Consider the following 19,521-nt stretch of genomic DNA (forward strand, 5'->3'; position numbering starts at 1 on the left):
TGATTGTTAATCCAGAAATCTCTTTAATTGCTCTAAAAATTCTGTAACCTGGCTTGTATCTTGTAATTTATAGGAGGCAGCTGTCTTTTCGCTATGGGCGCCTACAATTATGCCCATGCCGTCATCCTGGATGGCTTCAAACCCATCTTCATCTGTTAGATCATCGCCTATAAAAACAGGATAATTTTCTTGCTTATCCAGGTCTAAATGATTGGTTAGCCATTCTAGAGCACGTCCCTTATGCCAGTTTATTGCCGGCTTTAATTCTACTATTTTTTTACCTCCACCTTTTTTTAATGAATCCTGTTGATCGAGAACCTCATCTACTGTATTTTTTACCAGATCAATATGATCTTCATTTACATTCCGATAGTGAACGGCGATAGCATATTTTTTTCTTTCTACTTTTACTCCATCAATATTCTTAAGTTTTTCGTTTAGTTCTTCTTCGGCCTGGTCCAGGGTTGGAAGGATATCTGCTTTAGATTCATGTTCCATTTCCAGTCCGTTTGGGCCTGTTATATCAAAACCATGGCTACCGGCATAAATCACAGAATCAATGTCCACTTTAGATTTTAGGTCTTTGCGATCTCGACCGCTCAAAATAGCTATAGGAATGAGTTTACTCAATTCAGAAATAATATTTTTGTTTTTTTCTGAAAGTTTAGCCTCGTCGGGATTGGATACAATTGGAGTTAGTGTTCCATCGTAATCCAGGAACAGCGATAGTTTTTTATTACCCAATTTATTATAAAATCCCTCTATATTTTCTAGCAGGTTGGGAAGTTCTTCGGCGGTTTTTTTCTTATGCATTGGCTAAGTCTTTAAGTTCGGTCATATCTGAAACAACTAAATCGGCTCCTGCCTTTTTTAGTTTTTCTTGCTTGCCATTTCGTTCAATACCAATTACCATGGCAAATCCTCCTTTTTTTCCTGCTTTCACCCCGGAAATAGCGTCTTCTACTACAATTGCATTGTTGGGATCTACATTTAGTTTTTCAGCAGCTTTTAAAAAAATATCAGGCTCAGGTTTTCCTTTCAGGTTTTCTTCTTCGGAAGTAATTCCATCAACTCTTACTGAAAAATAGGAGGTTAGCCCAGCTTTATCGATAATAAGTTTGCAATTTTTACTGGAGGAAATCACGGCCAGCTTGAGGTTCTGGCTTTTCCATTTTTTCAACATTTTTAGACTATCCTGGTACACCTCTATACCTTCTTTTTCAATAATTTGGTGGAACAGTTTATTTTTTCTTTTTGCTAAACCTTCAACAGTGTCTTGGTGGGCTGAATCATCGGGTTCTCCTTCCGGAAGATCAATATTTCTGGAATTCAAAAAACTACGAATACCATCCCGCCTGGGTTTTCCATCTATATATTCATTATAATACTCTTCAATGTCTAGCGGCTGAAAATTATCTCCTTGTTTTTCCTTTAGGAATTTGTCGAACATTTTTTTCCAGGCTTGAGCATGAAGTGTCGCTGTTTTGGTAAGTACACCATCCATGTCTAAAATGACAGCACTAAAATCGATATTCTTAATCTCTGGCATAATTTTTTAAATTATCTATAAGAACTGCTTCTTTCTAAGATAAAAAAAATGGTCTAGGTGAGATAGATTACATTGTTTTTAATATAATCTTAGGAATATGGACTAGGGCTTTGAAGAAGTCTAAAAAGGTAAAAACTAAAAGAGGTAAGACACCGGAAAACTTTCCCTGAAAGGGGGCGTGAGTTTGTTTCGGTTAGGTTTAAAAAGAGGGAGAGGGGGTCTAAATTATAAAAAATTGGATATAAAAAAAGTGGCTGTTTTAGACAACCACTTTATAATTTTTGTTTAAGGTTTTTATTTCTTATAACCGGCTTGAATATAAAATTCCAGTTCGTTTATTTCAATTTCTTTTAGGTCAATATCATATTCTATATCGTCCCATTCATCAGAAGGTGTAATTCTAAATTCTTTTCCATTAACTAAAATATCTACGGGCATTTTAAAATCTTCAACATCGGCTATCCATCTTGCCTGGGTTTTTCCTTCTTGTTTTCTGAATTGCAATTTGGGTAGATTAGTATGTCTCAGATACTGATCAAAAATAGGTTCAAGATCTACTTCGGTAGCTTTATTAAAGAAATTCTCAGTAGTTTCGGTGTCAATGAGCTGGTGTTTATAAGTTTCAGTGTAATCTTTTAGTGTTTTCCACCATAATTCATCATCGTTATAAATACTGCGGATGGTGTTGAGCAAATTAGCGCCCTTAAAATACATATCTCCAGAGCCCTCGCTATTCACACCATAATCTCCAATTATCGGAGATTGGTTTCCAATACCTCTGCGGGTACCTTTTAAATATTCCAATGCTTGTTCTTTTCCCCATCTGCACTCCACATAAACCGCTTCCGAATAGGAAGTAAAGCCTTCGTGAATCCACATATCTGCAATATCTTTCGCGGTAATACTGTTACCGTACCATTCGTGACCCGATTCGTGAATAATGATGTAATCCCATTTTAAACCAATACCGGTCCCGGAAAGATCATTACCCAAATAACCCATTTTGTATTCATTTCCATAGGCTACGGCGCTTTGGTGTTCCATTCCGAGGTAAGGAGTTTCAATAAGTTTGAAGCCGTCTTCCACAAAAGGATATTCGCCGAATTTTTCATAAAAACAATCCATCATTGGTTTAACTTCCTTGAATTGCTCTTTAGCTTTTTCCAGGTTGTAAGGCAAAACATAATAATCAAGATCCAGGTCACCATAGGAATCTGAAAAATGCTCATAATTCGCAATATTGATCATTACGTTGTAATTATTGATTGGATTCACGGTTTTCCAGCTCCACTGAGTAAAGCCGTTGCCTAGATCTTTTTCTCCTAAAAATTGCCCGTTAGAAACATTCATAAGTCCGTTTGGAACTGCGATATCTAACTGCACTTCTTCCGGCTCGTCACTTTGATGATCTTTATTTGGGTACCAAAGGCTGGCGCCTGTTCCTTGGACGGCAACCCCTATCCAATGATCTCCATTATCGTCTTTATCCCAAACGAAACCGCCATCCCAGGGTGCATTTTTTGCTACAATAGGTTTTCCGGAATAATAAAATTGAATTTCTCCTTGCTCATCAGCTTTTACCGCATCATTCAATTCGATAAAAACTGCATTGTGTTCGCGTTCAAAAGCTAAAACTTCATCATTCTGAAGGATAGAATCTACCTTCATATTGTCAAAAAGATCTATTTGAATGGTAGACAGGTCTTCTTCAGCAATAAAACTAATAGTATTGGAACCGGAAATAAATTGCTTTTCGGGTTCAACCTTAAGCTTTAAGTGATATTTCTGAACATCGAAAGCACGCTCAGGCCTTAGCGAGCCTCTAAGTGAATCGGCTTCGGTATAATTGCCTTCTTTGTTGCTTAAAACCTGGGCGCAGGATGTATTGGCGGCTGCAACTAAGACAACTAACACTAAAATTAATTTTTTCATATTTATTTCTGAAATTATGTTTGGATCACTCCTAAATTAAAATCTTTTTCAATAGGCGCGTGGTTGGCGGCTTCAATTCCCATGGAAATCCATTTCCTGGTGTCTAAAGGATCTATTACCGCGTCTGTCCATAGACGGGCTGCAGCGTAATATGGAGAAGTTTGTTCATCATAACGTGATTTTATCGCTTCAAAAACTTCTTTTTCTTTTTCCTCATCAACCTTTTCGCCTTTTTTCTCCATTGCAGCGGTTTCAATTTGTGCCAAAACCTTTGCTGCTTGTGTTCCTCCCATTACTGCAAGTTCTGCACTTGGCCAGGCTGCGATAAGTCTTGGATCGTAAGCTTTTCCGCACATGGCGTAATTTCCGGCACCATAAGAATTCCCCATAATGATGGTGAATTTAGGCACTACAGAATTACTAACCGCGCTAACCATTTTTGCGCCATCTTTTATAATGCCACCGTGTTCGCTTTTGCTGCCTACCATAAACCCGGTAACGTCCTGAAGAAAAACTAACGGAATTTTTTTCTGGTTACAATTTGCAATAAAACGAGTTGCTTTATCGGCGGAGTCTGAATAGATCACGCCGCCAAATTGCATTTCCGTAGGTTTTGTTTTCGAGGCCGTAGTTTTTACAATTTTACGCTGATTAGCCACAATACCAACGGCCCAACCATCTATCCTGGCGTAGCCGGTAATAATGGTTTGCCCGTAGCCTTCTTTATATTCTTCAAACTCTGAGCCATCTACCAGGCGGGAAATAATCTCCCTTACATCGTATTGATCGCTGCGTTTTTTCGGGAGAATCCCGTAAATATCTTCCTGCTTCTCCTTGGGCTTTACGGCTTTTTTATGGCTAAATCCGGCTTTATCGAAGTCGCCCATTTTATCCATAATATTTTGAATGCGGGTAAGCGCATCTTTATCATCTTTCGCTTTATAATCGGTCACCCCGCTAATTTCGGAATGTGTGGTTGCGCCACCAAGAGTTTCATTATCTATAGATTCGCCAATTGCAGCTTTAACGAGATAACTTCCGGCAAGGAAGATACTCCCGGTTTTTTCTACGATAAGTGCTTCATCACTCATAATAGGAAGGTAAGCACCACCGGCTACACAGCTACCCATAACGGCTGCAATTTGGGTAATTCCCATACTGCTCATTACGGCGTTATTTCTAAAAATTCTTCCGAAGTGTTCCTTATCAGGGAAAATTTCATCCTGCATCGGTAAATACACTCCGGCGCTATCTACAAGATAGATAATTGGCAACCTGTTTTCAATCGCTATTTCCTGCGCTCTAAGGTTTTTCTTTCCGGTGATAGGAAACCAGGCACCTGCTTTTACAGTAGCATCATTAGCAACAACAATACATTGCTTTCCCGATACGTAGCCTATCTTAACAACAACACCTCCCGAAGGGCAGCCACCGTGTTCTTCGTACATGCCTTCCCCTGCAAAGGCACCAATTTCTATAGAATTTGACTTCTCGTCAAGAAGAAAATCAATACGCTCGCGGGCGGTCATTTTTCCTTTGGCGTGGTGTTTTTCGATGCGTTTTTCACCACCGCCAAGTTTTACGCGTTTTAGTTTATGATTTAATGAAGAAACCAAAAGTTTATTATGGTCTTCATTTTTATTGAATTTCATATTCATATATTGTAATTTTTAAATTCTGAAATTGAAAATATTTTCTATTAATGGATAATTTTTATCAAAATTTCAGTAATTATTGAAATTAAAGCTGTCTTTTGGCTAAAATACAAAATAGAGTGAATTTCAGTTGTGGTTTAGAAGGCTAAAATATCCGATATTTGTATAAAACCTTTTATTATGGGAATGAATAAAAATACCATTTTCGCGTGGGCTTCTTTTGCTTTGTTTATAATTGGTGCCGCAATAATTTTATTGGGTGTTCTTAAATATCGTGAGTATGCAATTGGATTCTCGGTAACAGGAATTGGATTTTTTGCTATTTCCTGGGCTTTTAATGCACTAAAAGGCAGAATTTAAAACAGAAATTATTATTAATTATGACCGGAAAAGATCAAAAGGAACAACTGGTAAAACATTTAAAAGGAGGAGAGGCTTTTGCATCTTTAGAAAGTTTTATAGATAAAATTCCTTTTGAGAAATTAGGAGAGCGTCCGCATAATTTACCGTATTCTTTCTATGAACTTTTTTACCATATTGATTTTGCTCAAAAAGATATTTTAGAATACTCGATTCCGGGTGATTATAAAACCTCTAATTGGCCGGAAGATTACTGGCCTGATGAATCTGCGCCTCAAAACAGGGAGGCATGGGAAAAGCTTAAAAAGGATTATTTTGACGATAGAGATATTTTTGAAAACTTTCTGATGGATCCTAAAAACGATCTAAATTTCCGGTAAGAAATTCCAAAAATCATACGTTACTGCGCGAAACGTTACTGGTTATAGAACATACAGCTTACCACACCGGGCAGATGCTCATTATTTTACGTCTTCTGGGGCTTTATAAATAGTGGGGTGAGTTTTATTTTAGATATTTGTAAACTTAAACAGCTTAAAAAATAACATATGGCAGACGATAAAAAAGTAATTTTTTCAATGTCTGGGGTGACAAAAACCTTTAAAAATGCGAATACCCCGGTTTTGAAGAATATATACCTTAGTTTTTTCTATGGTGCAAAAATTGGAATTCTTGGTTTAAACGGCTCTGGTAAATCTACTTTGCTTCGAATTATAGCAGGAGAAGATAAAAATTACCAGGGAGATGTAGTTTTTTCTCCGGGATATTCTATTGGTTATCTTGAACAGGAGCCTAAATTAGATGAAGATAAAACCGTTCTCGAGGTTGTAAAAGAAGGAGTTGCTGAGACCGTAGCAATTCTTGATGAATACAATAAAATAAACGATCAGTTTGGTTTACCTGAAGTATACGAGGATGCCGAGAAGATGCAAAAGCTTATGGATAAGCAAGCTGCACTTCAGGATAAAATTGATTCTTCTAACGCGTGGGAACTTGATACTAAGTTAGAAATCGCGATGGATGCTCTAAGAACTCCTGAGGCCGATAAAAAGATATCGGTACTTTCTGGAGGGGAAAGAAGGCGTGTAGCTCTATGTAGACTTTTACTGCAGGAACCGGATATTTTACTTCTGGATGAGCCAACGAACCACTTAGATGCGGAATCTGTACATTGGTTAGAGCATCATTTGGCCCAGTATAAAGGGACCGTGATCGCGGTAACACACGACCGTTACTTCCTTGATAACGTGGCTGGTTGGATTTTAGAACTGGATAGAGGGGAAGGTATTCCGTGGAAAGGGAATTATTCTTCCTGGTTAGACCAGAAGTCTAAACGAATGGCGCAGGAACAAAAGCAGGCCAGCAAACGCCAAAAGACATTGGAGCGCGAGCTAGAATGGGCAAAAATGAATCCTAAAGGTCGCCAAAGTAAACAAAAGGCCAGGCTTAAAAATTACGATAAGTTAATGAGCCAGGACCAGAAGCAGATGGATGAGCAACTGGAAATTTATATTCCAAATGGTCCAAGGTTGGGTAACAATGTGATTGAGGCTAATGGGGTTAGTAAAGCTTTTGGAGATAAACTTTTATATGAAGATCTAAACTTTAAACTTCCGCAGGCTGGAATTGTAGGAGTTATTGGTCCAAACGGTGCCGGTAAAACCACGATTTTTAAAATGATTATGGGGGAAGAAGAGCCCGATAAAGGAAGCTTTGAAGTGGGTGAAACGGCAAAGATCGCTTATGTAGACCAGGCGCATTCTAACATTGATCCTGAAAAAACCATCTGGCAAAATTTTAGTGATGAACAGGAAATGATAATGATGGGAGGCCGACAGGTAAATTCCCGAGCTTATTTGAGCCGATTTAACTTTAGCGGAAGCGAACAAAACAAGAAAGTAAATATGCTTTCTGGTGGAGAAAGAAATCGACTGCATTTGGCGATGACGCTTAAAGAAGAAGGGAACGTCTTGCTGCTGGATGAGCCTACCAACGATTTAGATGTAAACACGCTTAGAGCGCTGGAAGAAGGTTTGGAGAATTTTGCCGGCTGTGCGGTGGTTATTTCTCACGACCGTTGGTTCCTGGATAGAGTCTGTACTCACATACTTGCTTTTGAAGGAGATTCTCAGGTTTATTTCTTTGAAGGAAGCTTCTCTGATTATGAAGAGAACAAGAAAAAACGTTTAGGTGGAGATATTATGCCGAAACGTATTAAGTATAAGAAATTGGTAAGATAGAATCATGAACCCTGAATTTATTTCAGGGTAAAATGTTTAAATATTAAAAGCTTAGACCCTGAAACAAGTTCAGGGTGACGTAAAAAGTAAAAACCTCAAGGATTTAAAATCTTTGAGGTTTTTTGCTTTTTAGCAATTAGTCTTTCTTAGGTTTTGGATTCTTCTTTTCCGGCATCGGGCCGCGGAGGTGAATAATGAGTCCGTTGAGGAAATTCCGAAGAAATTGATCGCCACACTCTACATATTTCGGGTGGTCTTCAGCTCTAAAAATAGCGCCCAGTTCACTTTTTGTCACTTTAAAATCTACCAATGCGCAAATCTTTACAATATCGTCGTCCCGCAATTTGTGGGCGACCCTTAATTTTTTGAAAATATCGTTGTTTGTTAATCCCATAACGCAAATTTAGGTTTTTCCTGAGTTTTGCTTTTAACTTTTCAGTTTTAATTGTTTTTCAATAGTGTATATTTTTTGGATATCGGCTTCATTGGTTATCGCCGATTTAGCATCAGCAATGAGGTTTTTAGCTTCAATATCTAATACTTTATTATATTCTTCTTTAACCGATTTTTGAGATTTCAGGTAATGAAATAACATTCCCAGTTTCTGAACAATGATAATATCGTGCTTGCAGTAAGCGCGAATAGGAGCTAAAACCTGGTACAAAAGTTCTTCAAAATCTATACTTCGCATTTTAATTAGAACCTTATCATCAATTTTTAAAAATTGCTTGTCCTGCTTTTGTATTCTTAAAGCAAAGAGTTCGGTTAAATAATCGAGCGCATTTAAGGCGGTTCCGGGATCGTTAATTCCGGGAGACATTGCTTTTACAATAATTTCGGTAATTTGTTTAAAAGCCAATACATAGTTGGTGGCAACCAACTCACCGCGGTCAAGACTAAAATTGACAAGTACTTTTTTTACAGTTTCTTCGTCTAATTTTTCTTTTGATTTAAAAAGTGGAATTCCTTTTAAAATAAAAATTCCTTTTACCGGTAAGATTTCTATTTGGGTTTCTTTTTCTTTACAGATATCCAAAAGATTATCTGCTGATAAATTCTGAAAATAGCCGCTTTTATCTGAATGATATTCATGCCACTCTTTCGTATCGGGAAAATCCTGCTCTTCATTTTCCTCATTTTTCAATAGAAAAGTTAAACGTGCTTTTGACTCGCGGAAAATGCGATCCAAAATATTATTAATTTGAATGCTCTGAGAAATATTATGAATAAAATAGATGAAAGCTCCAATACAAATTACTGTGGAAATAATTCCTAGTAGGACTGAAAAACCTGGTGTCTGATAAGATTCGCCATCGGGCTGGATAGAAACCGCTACAAAAATGCAGTATATGATCGTTGCTAAATAAGTCCCCAATATAACCTGGTGATTTTTATCAGAAATAAGTCCGGGCAGCAATCTAGGTGAATAATTACTGGCAGCCTGATTGAGTAGAACCATCACCATAGAAAAACTAAAAACCATCATAGAGATTAGTCCGGTAATGCAAACAGTTAAAATGCTGAGGGCGGTATCACCATTGTTTACTACCAGCATAGGGATATGAGCTAAGAGATATCTGGAAACACCCTGATTTTCGATATAAATAAGTAAAAAAGCTATTAGAAAGCCGAAAAAGGCAAAAACACTAGGGTAAAAGGCAATCTTACTTTGCAGGTTGGATATGAGAATGTAAATACGATTGAAAAAGTACTTCATTTAATTTTATTGGAAAGTTACTCAAATCTGTTTAAAAACAAGCTTCTTAAAAATAATTGACAAAATGACGGTATAAATCTGAATAAAAATGCCAAAAAGGCATAAATTCCTAATTGGAATTTAAATTGATAATATCTTTTCAGAAAACAATAAAGTATAACCTTAAAAAATAAAAGTTATGAGTTTAATTAAAAGAAATGAGGCCAATTGGCTGCCTTCGGTTTTCGACGATATGTTTAAAACCGATTGGTTAGGAGGAACTACAAATGTTAATAGCATTGGTACCAGTATTCCGGCGGTAAATATTCAGGAAACCGAGGAAAGTTTTAGCGTTGAAGTTGCGGCGCCAGGGAAGACTAAAGAAGATTTTAATATTGAGCTGGAAAATGATGTACTAACAATTTCTTCTGAAGACAAAAAAGAGAATGAATCAACCGAAAGGAATGGCAGGTACACCAGGAAGGAGTTTAGTTATAGCACCTTTAAAAGAGCCTTTAGTTTGCCTGATTCTGTAGATAGTGAAAAAATTTCTGCTCAATATAACAATGGAGTTTTGGAAATTTTGCTTCCAAAAAGGGAAGAAGCTAAGGTGCAGGCCAAACGAATGATTGAAATTTCTTAGTTGACATCTTTGGTTTGATTAATTAAGAGCGTCGCTAACAGCGGCGCTTTTTTTATATAAAACACCCCTAATACCTATTTAAATATAGAGGTAGAACATATTTCCCAAAAGATATATACGCTATTGAATTTTTATGCGTTAAAAAGAAACCGGGAATTCTATGATTATTTTAGATAATTGATATATTTACCCGCAAGAACAGACCTACTAAATCTATTTTTATGAACAAATATTTTCTACTGATTTTTATTAGCATTTTCTCTTTGTCTTTCGCCCAGGCACAGGAATATAGTTTTGGAATAAAGGGTGGCGGTAATTATGTGATGGGTGGCGAATTAACCGGTCTTGATTCTGGAGAAGGTTTTAATTCGGATACCTTTAATGCGGAATCTCAATTTGGATTTCATGCTGGGATATTTTTCGAACTGAATTTCGGAAAGTTTTTTGTTCGTCCTGAAGTAATTTATAACTCGATGGAAACAGAATTTGCTTTTCCAGTACAGAACTCGACTTATGCTGTGGAAAAATTAAGTATTCCATTGTTGTTCGGTTATAACGTTTGGGGGCCAGTAGATGTATATGCGGGACCTGCTTACCAAAACATAATGAATGCTACATTGCAAGGAACGGAGCCAGTAAATCAAACTATAGTTGCTCAAAACACTCCTTTAGCTGCGCAAGCCGGAGTTAAAGTTGGTTTTGGAAGATTTGAAGTTGATCTTCGTTATGATAGAAGTTTAGCCTCTGCAGAAACTCAACCTATTGACATTAATAACGGAAATTACGGAGTGAACCGTGCAAACTTCACCGATACCAGGTTAAATCAAATAATGCTTAGCCTTAGCTTTAAAATTGGCGATAGCGAATCTAATACAGGTCGAAGAAGAGGAAGAGGTTGTTATTTTTAATAATATTCATTTAAATAATAAAAAGCCCTAATTGTTAATTATTCAGTTAGGGCTTTTTTTATAGATGTTATTCTAAAATAAATGGCTTAAAATCATTAAATTGAAAGGTATATTTGCACGGTTAAATTCTCACGAAATGAAAGAGCTCTATTCCCTAAAGCCTAAAAAACGCAAACGTCTTATTTTAATATTAAGTGCTTTTTTCGTTTTATTGCTAATTACAGAATTTATTGAAAAGAGGAGCTTAAAAAGTATAGATCAGGACTTTTCTTCGCTATATCAGGATCGATTACTGCCGGCTTCCCAAATGTATGAGCTTTCAGAATTACTCCACGAAAAAAGGATGTTTTTCGAAAATATAAAAGATGATAGGGAGTTTATTGCTGCATTAAATTTAAAAGAGATTACGGATTATAATACCCAAATTGATCAAGTTCTAAAAGATTACGGAAAAACCTATTTAGTAGATAGGGAGGAAGTATATTTTAAAGATTTTAATAAGCATTATCAGGAATATTTGATATTGGAAAATACAATCCTCGAGAATTTACAAGAAGAAGATTTTAGTACCGCTCATTATCTTATCGATAAAAATGCCAACCACCATTTTAGAATTTTAAATCTCGATTTGCATAATATTGCGAGTATCCAGCCCGAAGTTGGAGAGCAACTTATGGCTCATTATAAATCAAGCTCTGGAATGACTTCACTACTGTATTATTTCAAAATTGCCCTTACCATTCTTATAGGTGTTTTTGTGTTGCGACTTCTTGGTTTAGAGCAATTACTTAAACGTCCTAAACAAAAATTTGAGTTGAACTAACCAACTCTTCTCTCAGAATTATTTGTAAGAATTTTCTTTATTTTTACTAAATAATTGGTTCTTTTAGTATTACAATCTTATCCTTTTTTCATTAAAGGACTTTCTTTTTTTTGAGTAAAAATTGATTTTTATTTATCAAATAGAAGATTTCCTCTAATTTTAAATATGATATTGCTTATTTTATTCTTTCTGGAGTGTTGATATTATAGCGGATTAACAAATTTTTTTGGTATTATATCGAAAAAATGCTTTAAGCCTATATTTTATATGTAGATTTACTTTAGGATTAGACGCCCCCACCTTCTATTTCCATCCCCCATTCACCATTTAATTTTTGATACACTAATAGTAATTACCCCAATAAAAATGGTAGCGTAAGTATACCGTTATCTTAAATTTTTTGATTTTAAAAAAATAGAAGACCCTACTTCTATTTTTATTTGATTTTCAAGTTAATTCGTTTAAAATAAGTGAATTTCCGTAATAGAAAATGGGACTCACAACGACGAAGTCATGAAGATTTATAATTATTAAAGTAAGTTACATCCCCCCACCCAAATCAATATTTGCGACCTACAATTTTTTTCTTGGTTTTTATTTTTCACGAAAGATTTTAACCCAGAGAATTTAAATTATTAATCTAAATTTTGAATTGTGAAGGGGTCCTATTTTATTATTCCGTTATCAGTAGTCATTCATTTAATGATTATTAATCTGAGCTTTTATGTGCTCACACCGGAGACGTATACAGAAACTGTAGCTATAAGTATTAATATATCCTGGTTGTTGATTGGGATAGGGCTTAATTTTTACAGTATTGATAGAAAAGAAAAGTTTAGGCACAAATTTCATAAATTCCTAAGGCATTTTTTTGTTTTTGTACTTTCATATTTTAGCGTCTTAGCCTTTGTAAAAATTGACTTTGATCCTCAAAAACAAATCTTAGTTTTATCTACGCTATTAGTATTTCTTCTTTTCTATAGATGGGCATTTTTCGAATTTCGAAAATTTTACCGCCAGGGAGGTGGTAATTCTTTAAAAGTGGTGATTTTAGGTAATGATAGAAACTTAATTCGCCTGGAGCGTATTTTTAATGATCCAGATTATGGCTATAGATATCTTGGTTATTTTCAAAGTAAAAAAGCAAAGCATATTACAGGGAAATATCTCGGTGATTTTGAAGATTGTTTCCGTTTTATTACCGATCAGGAGGTAGATGAAATTTATTGTTCAGTTAGTCAGTTTACTAAATCTGAGCTTCTAAGGATCAGGGCTTTTTCCGATAATCATCTGACTAAATTAAAGTTGATTCCTGATAATAAAGATATTTATTCCAGTTCAATGGAATTTGAAATCTTTGAAAATCTACCTATTCTCAATCTAAGAAAATCTCCTCTTGATAAAAATTATGCAAAGTACAGCAAGCGTATTTTTGATATTGCCTTCTCCTCTTTGGTTATTGTGTTGATATTATCCTGGTTAATACCGCTAATTTTTATTTTAAATCTTTTTGAATCTAAGGGGCCGGTGATATTTAGGCAGTTAAGACACGGAAAAGACAAAAAAATCTTCTGGTGTTACAAATTTAGATCTATGGCAGTTAATCCAGAAGCGAATAGTCAAATGTGCACTCGTAACGATTTAAGAGTAACTAAAATTGGTAAATTTCTAAGAAAGACCAGTATAGATGAATTACCGCAATTTATAAACGTTTTTCTTGGCGACATGAGCGTGGTAGGACCCAGACCGCACATGGAGCTTCATACAATGGAATATGAAAACAATGTAGATAAATACCTGGTAAGGCATTTCGCAAAACCAGGAATAACCGGGCTGGCGCAGGTTAAAGGGTATCGCGGCGAAATTATTAGAAAATCTGACATTATTAATAGAACACGTATGGATATTCTTTATCTGGAAAAATGGACGGCCTTGCTAGATCTGAAAATTATTTACCAAACAATTTATAACTGCTTTTATGGCGAAGAAAAAGCCTATTGATTTTTGCTAATCATCTTAATAATAAAATTAGTCACCTCCTATGAAAAATTTTAAAAAACCTTTATTCCTTCCTTCTAGGGGAAGCTTTAAAAATTTTCGATTAATAATACTGATTTTTATCTCAGTAATTTCCTTAAGCGCTTGCGTTAACGTTAAGAAAGCAACTTATTTTAATGATATTCCCGATTCTGAATTTAAATCGAGATTTGAAAACATGGAATCGGTAATTAAGGAAAATGATTTACTAAGTATTTCAGTTAGCAGTTTAAACCCAGAAGCAACCGAAGTTTTTAACGCTTCCAATGTTTCTGTAACTCAAACTTCAACAGCTACCGGAACTACCACTCAGGCTTCTGGATATTTGGTAGACCACGAGGGTTTCATTCGATTTCCCTTCTTAGGGACCTTAAAAGCAGCCGGGAAAACCAAACAGGAATTAAGAGAAGAGATTACAAAAGAATTGGTAGACCGCAAGCTCTTGCTAGAACCAATAGTAGATATTAGATATCTAAACTACAGGGTTTCGGTGTTGGGAGAAGTAAAAGATCCTTCAGTATTGACCATTCCTAGTGAAAAGGTAACACTTTTGGAAGCCTTAGGTTTAGCTGGAGATCTTACGGTATATGCAAAACGGGATAACATTCTATTAATTAGGGAAGAAGATAATGTAAAAAAGTTGGTTAGGCTTGATCTAACTTCAGAAGAAATATTTACCTCTCCATATTATAATCTTAAGTCTAATGATATTATCTATGTTGAAGCTAATAAATCTAAAGTAGCTTCCACAAGTAGGATAAACCAATGGTTACCTATTATTATTAGTTCTCTTTCTCTAGCTGTCATCGCCTTTGACAGGTTCCTGTAATTAAATAGTAAAGACATGAAGTACAATTCTAAAACCGGAAAAGAGGATAATCTTTTCCGGTACATCATAAAGACATTTTTTCCTTTTTGGCCTCTATTTTTAGTACTTATTGTGGTTTGTATTTTAGCGGCCTGGGGATATTTAAAATATGCTACTCCTATTTATGAAGCTTCAGCTTCAATCATGATAAAAGATGAGGAAAAAGGAGTTGATGATTCTAAGATAATGGAGAGTATAAATCCTTTTGATTCAAAGAAAATTGTAGAAAATGAAATTGAAGTTCTAAAGTCCAGAGATTTAATGAAGTCTGTAGTGAGGGACTTAAACCTTTACGCTCCAATTTATGAAGATACCGGGATTAAAACTATTTCTGCTTATACCTCAAGTCCAATTAGAGTGATAGTTCAAGATCCAAATAGGATTAGTATCTCTGCTGACGAACCAGAAAAGCATTTTTTTAAATATAATGCTAACGATGAAAAGGTTGTTTTTTCTGGTAAGGAATATTCACTAAATGAATGGTTTGAGTTTTCAGCGGGACAAACAATCATGTTTGTAAAAAATGATAATGTAAATAAAAATGCAAGTGATCCATTGTTCTTTTATTTGTTGAACCCAAAAATGATCTCTTCTGAATTGATTGATGAATTGGATATAAGTACTTCTAATAAGCTTTCATCTGTAGTTAATTTAACTATTAGAGATGCGGTGCCTGAAAGAGCTGAAAATATTTTAAACCGATTAATTCTGGAATATAACCGGAAGATAATTAAGGACCAAAATGAGCTTGCTGCAAGTACTATGACCTTTATTGACGAAAGAATTGAAAATGTGGAAGCAGATTTAGATGAACTTGAATATAAAATAGAGGAATATAAGTCTAACCAAGGTGTGGTAGATTTAAGCGAACAGGGCCGGTTATATCTCCAGGATATTGGGGAAAATGATAAGCAAATTTCAGAACTTGAACTTCAGCTAGCGGTATTAAACAATGTTGAAAACTATGTAATATCTAAAGGTAGCGCTGGAGGTATGGTCCCTTCAACTCTTGGTATTAGCGATCCAATCTTATCACAACTTATTGAGAAACTATATAATCTTGAGGTAGAGTATGAAAGATTGAAGAAAACTACGGCAGAGAACAACCCAGTTTTAACTTCTATTTCTAATCAAATTTCTAAAATTAGACCAAGTATATTAGAAAATGTAAAAAGCCAAAGGCAGAATTTACAGTCAAGATTAGCTAACTTAAACTCAAATAACAGAAGATTTAATTCGACTTTGCGGAATATTCCCGGAAAAGAAAGAACACTCCTCGAAATAAATAGACGAAAAACAATTAAGAATAATTTGTTCTCTTATCTTCTTCAAAAAAGGGAGGAAGCGGCCCTGGCAAATGTACCTACAAATGAAAATAGTGCGATGATTGATAAGGCCGAGGCCTCAATTGATCCAGTAAGCCCTAAACCACTTTTTACTTACCTAATTGCTATTTTATTGGCAGTGGGAATAGGTACTGGTTATGTTAAAGGAAAAGAAGTTCTAAGCGGAAAGGTTTTATATAGATCAGATATTGAAGAATATACCAGTATTCCTGTAATTGCTGAAATATTTTATTCAAAGAACTCCAAGGGTAAGAGATTTACTAAACCTCAGGACTTTGTGCTAATTGAGCAATTTAGGCAATTAGGGGCCAGGCTTGGATTATACAGACGCGATATTGAAAATAAAAGAATATTAGTAACGTCAGGAATTTCAGGTGAAGGAAAGAGCTTTGTGAGTTCTAATCTTGCTTTTAGTTTGGCCCAAACCGGGAAGAAAGTAGTTCTGGTAGATATGGATTTTAGAAAACATAAAACTTCAGATTTGTTTAATCTTTCTGGCTCAAAGGGAATCATTGGTTTATTAAAAGGTGAAGTAACTTACGATGAAATTATACATCCATCAGAAGTAAATTCGAATTTATTTGTAATTGCTACAGGAGCCAAAGGAGATGATTATACTGAAATTTTATTGAATGGAAAATTAGAGTTCTTAATGGATTCTCTATCTGATGATTTTGAATATGTTGTAATTGATGCAGCTCCGGTAAATATTTTAGCCGAAGTGAATCTCATTGCCGAGTTTAGTGAGAAAACTTTATTAATTATAAGACACGGTCATACTTCAAAGGAGTCACTTAAAAGACTTGATGAATCCGCTGGTTTACAATCGCTTAAAAATGTTTCTATTGTTTTTAATGGGTTAAAAAACCGTGGGATGATAAAGACCGATTACGGCTATGGCTATGATCTAAAACATAGAATGGCTTCATATGCTAAACAATGATTTAAAACAATAATATATAATGAATATTTCTAATTAAAGAAACCTTTACAGAATAATAGCTAGAAGGTTGACTTTTGGTTTATCATATGATAAAAAAAATCCTGGGTAATATAGTGTTTAAAAATTTTTCCTATTTAACCATAGGCACTATCATAGCTCAACTAATAAGTCTGGTTACGGTTCTTAAAATCACCAGTATTTTAAACCCTGATGATTATGGTCTTTTTACATTCCTTATAGCTCAAGGAATGCTCTTGTTAAGAATTGGAGATTTAGGAAATAGAAATATTGTTATAAGAACAATTGCCCGAGACCCGTCTCATACTAATGATTTATTGGTTAATGGGGCAATTTTAAGGGTACTAGCCATTATAGCCCTATCTCTTATCTACTATGTTTACAATCATTACTTCGGAAGCTTATCATTCAACAACCTTTTTCTAATTTTTGTTTTCTCGCTTTTTAGCTGTTTTGCGAATTTATTTGAACTCATATTTCACGGTAATCAAAAAATGCTGCCCTCGGCGGTTATTAATCTTACTTACAGTGTAATATGGTTTGTGATTGTATTCTTTGTGCTAGAGAAAGGCATAAGTATCACCTACATTTTTTTACTTTATATCTCAATTACATTAATAAAGGGAATACTTTATTTAGCTTTCATTAAATATTATAAATTATTTAAAGGTAAGATTCAGAGCTTTAGGGTTTCTTCTAAACAAATTATAAAAGAAAGTTGGCCTTATTTTGCAATGATCCTTATTCTATTGCCTTTAACCAGTCTTGCAAACAATTTTTTAGACATAAACTCCAATAATATTCAAATTGGATATTTTAATCTCTCAGAAAGATTATTAGGCCCAATTTCCCTGGTAGTAGGAATGTCTTTAAGTGCCATATTCCCAAATTTGTCGGCAATGTGGAGCAAAAATAGGGAGAAATTTTATCGGTATTTATCCATTGGCTTTGGAGTGTATATGATGGCGTCCATGCTCGTTTGTTTTATATTCACCCTTTTTTCTAAAGAGATAGTTATTTTATTATTTCCAGATGATTATTTACCAGCTATCAAGGTTTGCCAAATGCAGGTTTGGTATTTGTTTTTTACATCGGTAGATAGTTTAGTGGGAGTAGTGTTAGGTGCGGCAAATCGCGAAAAACTTATTCTAAGATTTAGTATTGTTTACTTTCTAATTTGTACACCTGTACTTTTTTATAGCAGTAAATATGGAGCTCTTGGTATTTCGTACGGTTATGTGATTTCTTATGGAGCCTGTTTAATTTATGTATGGCTTACTTTTAAAAAATCCCTGAATATAAAGATCAAATACGACCTTCGTATTTGGTTGCTCGCAATAACTCTATTTATAATATCATTTTATCTAACTGCAGATATTTCGCTAATTTATAAACTAATTATATGCCTGGCTGTATTGGGCCTTTTACTCCCTTATTCTTTTAAACTTTATAAGCCCTTATTTGTTAAATGAGAAGACAACTTGAAATAGCCTTTGTTTTCCTGCTCGTAATAATTTCATTTAAATTTTTTGATGCACGTTTTTTAAATGATAGCATTCTTAATTATCTGTTGTTTTTAACATTAATTATTACGATAATTATATCTGTACCTTATATACTCCCACCCAATAAAGGTTTTGTCCTTCCTGTTCAGTTATTATTGGGGTCTATGTTTATTTCTATAATTATGGCTGGATTATATTGGGATCAAAGTTTATTAGATAGCCTAATAGCAGTAGCACCTTATTTAATTTTTTTTATCTTTTTTTATCTATTGCAGGTTAAATTTCCTGTAGATCTTCTGGAAAAAATAATTGTAATTTATGGAGTATTATATATTCTCTTATATGCCTTTGAGTTTATAAATAGTCCAACGGTATTTTTTGGAAAGCCCTTATGGGGAGATGAATTTCTCGTATCTCGTGGAATTATGAGAATTATATTTCCGGGAGGAGGAGTTTTTGTTTTAACCAGTTTTATAGCAATTAATAAATTAACTTCTCAGGAAAAAAATAGATGGTTTTGGTTGCTCTTAACTATAGCCGGGATTGTAATTCCACTAATGCAAGTGACCCGACAATTTATAGCTGGAATACTGTTACTCTATTTGTATCACGCTATAAGGTCTATTAGTCTTTCCAAAAAAGTACTGATTGATCATCCCCCAAAAATTAGGACAGTAAGTTAAGTTCAAAAATAACCTTAATTTTACTGTATTATGACACGAAGAAAATTCACATCCAAGTTTAAAACGAAAGTAGTCCTTGAAGCCTTGAAGGAGCGGCAAACTGTCAAGGAGCTTGCACAAAAATTTGAAATCACCCCTCAGCAAATAGGCACCTGGAAACGCGATTTCCTAAAGGAGGCCGATACTGTTTTTTCCAAGGGTGAAAAATCAAAAAAATCGGAAGCAGAGGAAAAGAAAGACCAGCTTCTTAAAGTCATTGGGGAGCTTAAAGTGGAGAATGATTTTTTAAAAAATGCCTTGCGCTAAAACCTTTAG

The 19,521-nt window shown here is 34.8% G+C and carries 18 protein-coding genes; 12 read left to right on the top strand and 6 right to left on the bottom strand.

Translation table 11 applies throughout. From position 1 onward, the window contains the following. Nucleotides 1-6: 6 nt before the first annotated feature. From otsB to B5440_RS09295, 4 genes are all read right to left on the bottom strand, one after another. A complete protein-coding gene (gene otsB, locus B5440_RS15475) occupies nucleotides 7-813 on the bottom strand; it encodes a trehalose-phosphatase (RefSeq protein ID WP_070053355.1) in 807 nt (268 codons plus the stop codon). Beyond that, nucleotides 806-1,549 (bottom strand): HAD family hydrolase, encoded by a 744-nt coding sequence (locus B5440_RS15480; RefSeq protein WP_070053356.1) that lies wholly within the window; start codon nucleotides 1,547-1,549, stop codon nucleotides 806-808. The genes otsB and B5440_RS15480 overlap by 8 nt, the downstream gene beginning before the upstream one ends. A gap of 294 nt (nucleotides 1,550-1,843) precedes the next feature. Then, nucleotides 1,844-3,481: a M1 family metallopeptidase gene (locus tag B5440_RS09290; protein WP_070053357.1), complete on the bottom strand. Its 1,638-nt coding sequence runs from the start codon at nucleotides 3,479-3,481 to the stop codon at nucleotides 1,844-1,846. A 14-nt stretch (nucleotides 3,482-3,495) separates the two neighbouring features. Then, the gene (locus tag B5440_RS09295; RefSeq protein ID WP_070053358.1) at nucleotides 3,496-5,139 is read right to left on the bottom strand and encodes an acyl-CoA carboxylase subunit beta; all 1,644 of its coding nucleotides are present in this window, start codon (nucleotides 5,137-5,139) and stop codon (nucleotides 3,496-3,498) included. 177 nt (nucleotides 5,140-5,316) lie between these two features. On the opposite strand from B5440_RS09295, the gene B5440_RS09300 reads away from it, so the two are divergent. The 3 genes from B5440_RS09300 to ettA all read left to right on the top strand — a co-directional run bounded on the left by B5440_RS09300 (nucleotide 5,317) and on the right by ettA (nucleotide 7,736). After that, the gene (locus B5440_RS09300) at nucleotides 5,317-5,496 is read left to right on the top strand and encodes a CAL67264 family membrane protein (protein ID WP_070053359.1); all 180 of its coding nucleotides are present in this window, start codon (nucleotides 5,317-5,319) and stop codon (nucleotides 5,494-5,496) included. Between the two features lie 20 nt (nucleotides 5,497-5,516). Then, complete coding sequence (locus B5440_RS09305) at nucleotides 5,517-5,876, top strand: DinB family protein (RefSeq protein WP_232755981.1); 360 nt, start codon at nucleotides 5,517-5,519, stop codon at nucleotides 5,874-5,876. Between the two features lie 168 nt (nucleotides 5,877-6,044). Then, the gene (gene ettA / locus B5440_RS09310; RefSeq protein WP_070053360.1) at nucleotides 6,045-7,736 is read left to right on the top strand and encodes an energy-dependent translational throttle protein EttA; all 1,692 of its coding nucleotides are present in this window, start codon (nucleotides 6,045-6,047) and stop codon (nucleotides 7,734-7,736) included. 136 nt (nucleotides 7,737-7,872) lie between these two features. Here ettA and B5440_RS09315 read toward each other — a convergent pair whose 3' ends face one another. Then, nucleotides 7,873-8,130, bottom strand: coding sequence for a DUF1456 family protein (locus tag B5440_RS09315; protein ID WP_057481991.1), 258 nt, complete (start codon nucleotides 8,128-8,130; stop codon nucleotides 7,873-7,875). 33 nt (nucleotides 8,131-8,163) lie between these two features. Next, nucleotides 8,164-9,453, bottom strand: a complete 1,290-nt coding sequence (locus tag B5440_RS09320; RefSeq protein WP_070053361.1) for a DUF2254 domain-containing protein — start codon at nucleotides 9,451-9,453, stop codon at nucleotides 8,164-8,166. Nucleotides 9,454-9,631: 178 nt separating this feature from the next. Between B5440_RS09320 and B5440_RS09325 the strand changes: the two genes are divergently transcribed. From B5440_RS09325 to B5440_RS09365, 9 genes are all read left to right on the top strand, one after another. Beyond that, nucleotides 9,632-10,075: an Hsp20/alpha crystallin family protein gene (locus tag B5440_RS09325; RefSeq protein ID WP_070053362.1), complete on the top strand. Its 444-nt coding sequence runs from the start codon at nucleotides 9,632-9,634 to the stop codon at nucleotides 10,073-10,075. 221 nt (nucleotides 10,076-10,296) lie between these two features. Then, complete coding sequence (locus tag B5440_RS09330; RefSeq protein WP_070053363.1) at nucleotides 10,297-10,983, top strand: outer membrane beta-barrel protein; 687 nt, start codon at nucleotides 10,297-10,299, stop codon at nucleotides 10,981-10,983. A 136-nt stretch (nucleotides 10,984-11,119) separates the two neighbouring features. Then, on the top strand, nucleotides 11,120-11,806 hold the full coding sequence (locus B5440_RS09335; RefSeq protein ID WP_070053364.1) for an MCP four helix bundle domain-containing protein: 687 nt from the start codon (nucleotides 11,120-11,122) through the stop codon (nucleotides 11,804-11,806). Nucleotides 11,807-12,460: 654 nt separating this feature from the next. After that, nucleotides 12,461-13,807, top strand: coding sequence for an exopolysaccharide biosynthesis polyprenyl glycosylphosphotransferase (locus B5440_RS09340; protein ID WP_070053365.1), 1,347 nt, complete (start codon nucleotides 12,461-12,463; stop codon nucleotides 13,805-13,807). Between the two features lie 40 nt (nucleotides 13,808-13,847). Further along, the gene (locus B5440_RS09345) at nucleotides 13,848-14,672 is read left to right on the top strand and encodes a polysaccharide biosynthesis/export family protein (protein ID WP_070053366.1); all 825 of its coding nucleotides are present in this window, start codon (nucleotides 13,848-13,850) and stop codon (nucleotides 14,670-14,672) included. Between the two features lie 15 nt (nucleotides 14,673-14,687). Further along, a complete protein-coding gene (locus tag B5440_RS09350; protein ID WP_070053367.1) occupies nucleotides 14,688-17,000 on the top strand; it encodes a GumC family protein in 2,313 nt (770 codons plus the stop codon). An 86-nt stretch (nucleotides 17,001-17,086) separates the two neighbouring features. Further along, a complete protein-coding gene (locus B5440_RS09355) occupies nucleotides 17,087-18,490 on the top strand; it encodes an oligosaccharide flippase family protein (RefSeq protein ID WP_070053368.1) in 1,404 nt (467 codons plus the stop codon). Next, nucleotides 18,487-19,206 carry a hypothetical protein gene (locus B5440_RS09360; protein ID WP_079711113.1) on the top strand — a complete coding sequence of 240 codons (720 nt, stop codon included), beginning with the start codon at nucleotides 18,487-18,489 and terminating at the stop codon, nucleotides 19,204-19,206. Before B5440_RS09355 ends, B5440_RS09360 begins: the two co-directional genes overlap by 4 nt. A gap of 30 nt (nucleotides 19,207-19,236) precedes the next feature. Continuing rightward, a complete protein-coding gene (locus tag B5440_RS09365) occupies nucleotides 19,237-19,512 on the top strand; it encodes a transposase (RefSeq protein ID WP_070055119.1) in 276 nt (91 codons plus the stop codon). The last annotated feature ends 9 nt before the right edge of the window (nucleotides 19,513-19,521 follow it).

Origin of the sequence: Salegentibacter salarius (assembly GCF_900168265.1) — a bacterium.
Classification (GTDB): Bacteria; Bacteroidota; Bacteroidia; order Flavobacteriales; family Flavobacteriaceae; genus Salegentibacter; species Salegentibacter salarius.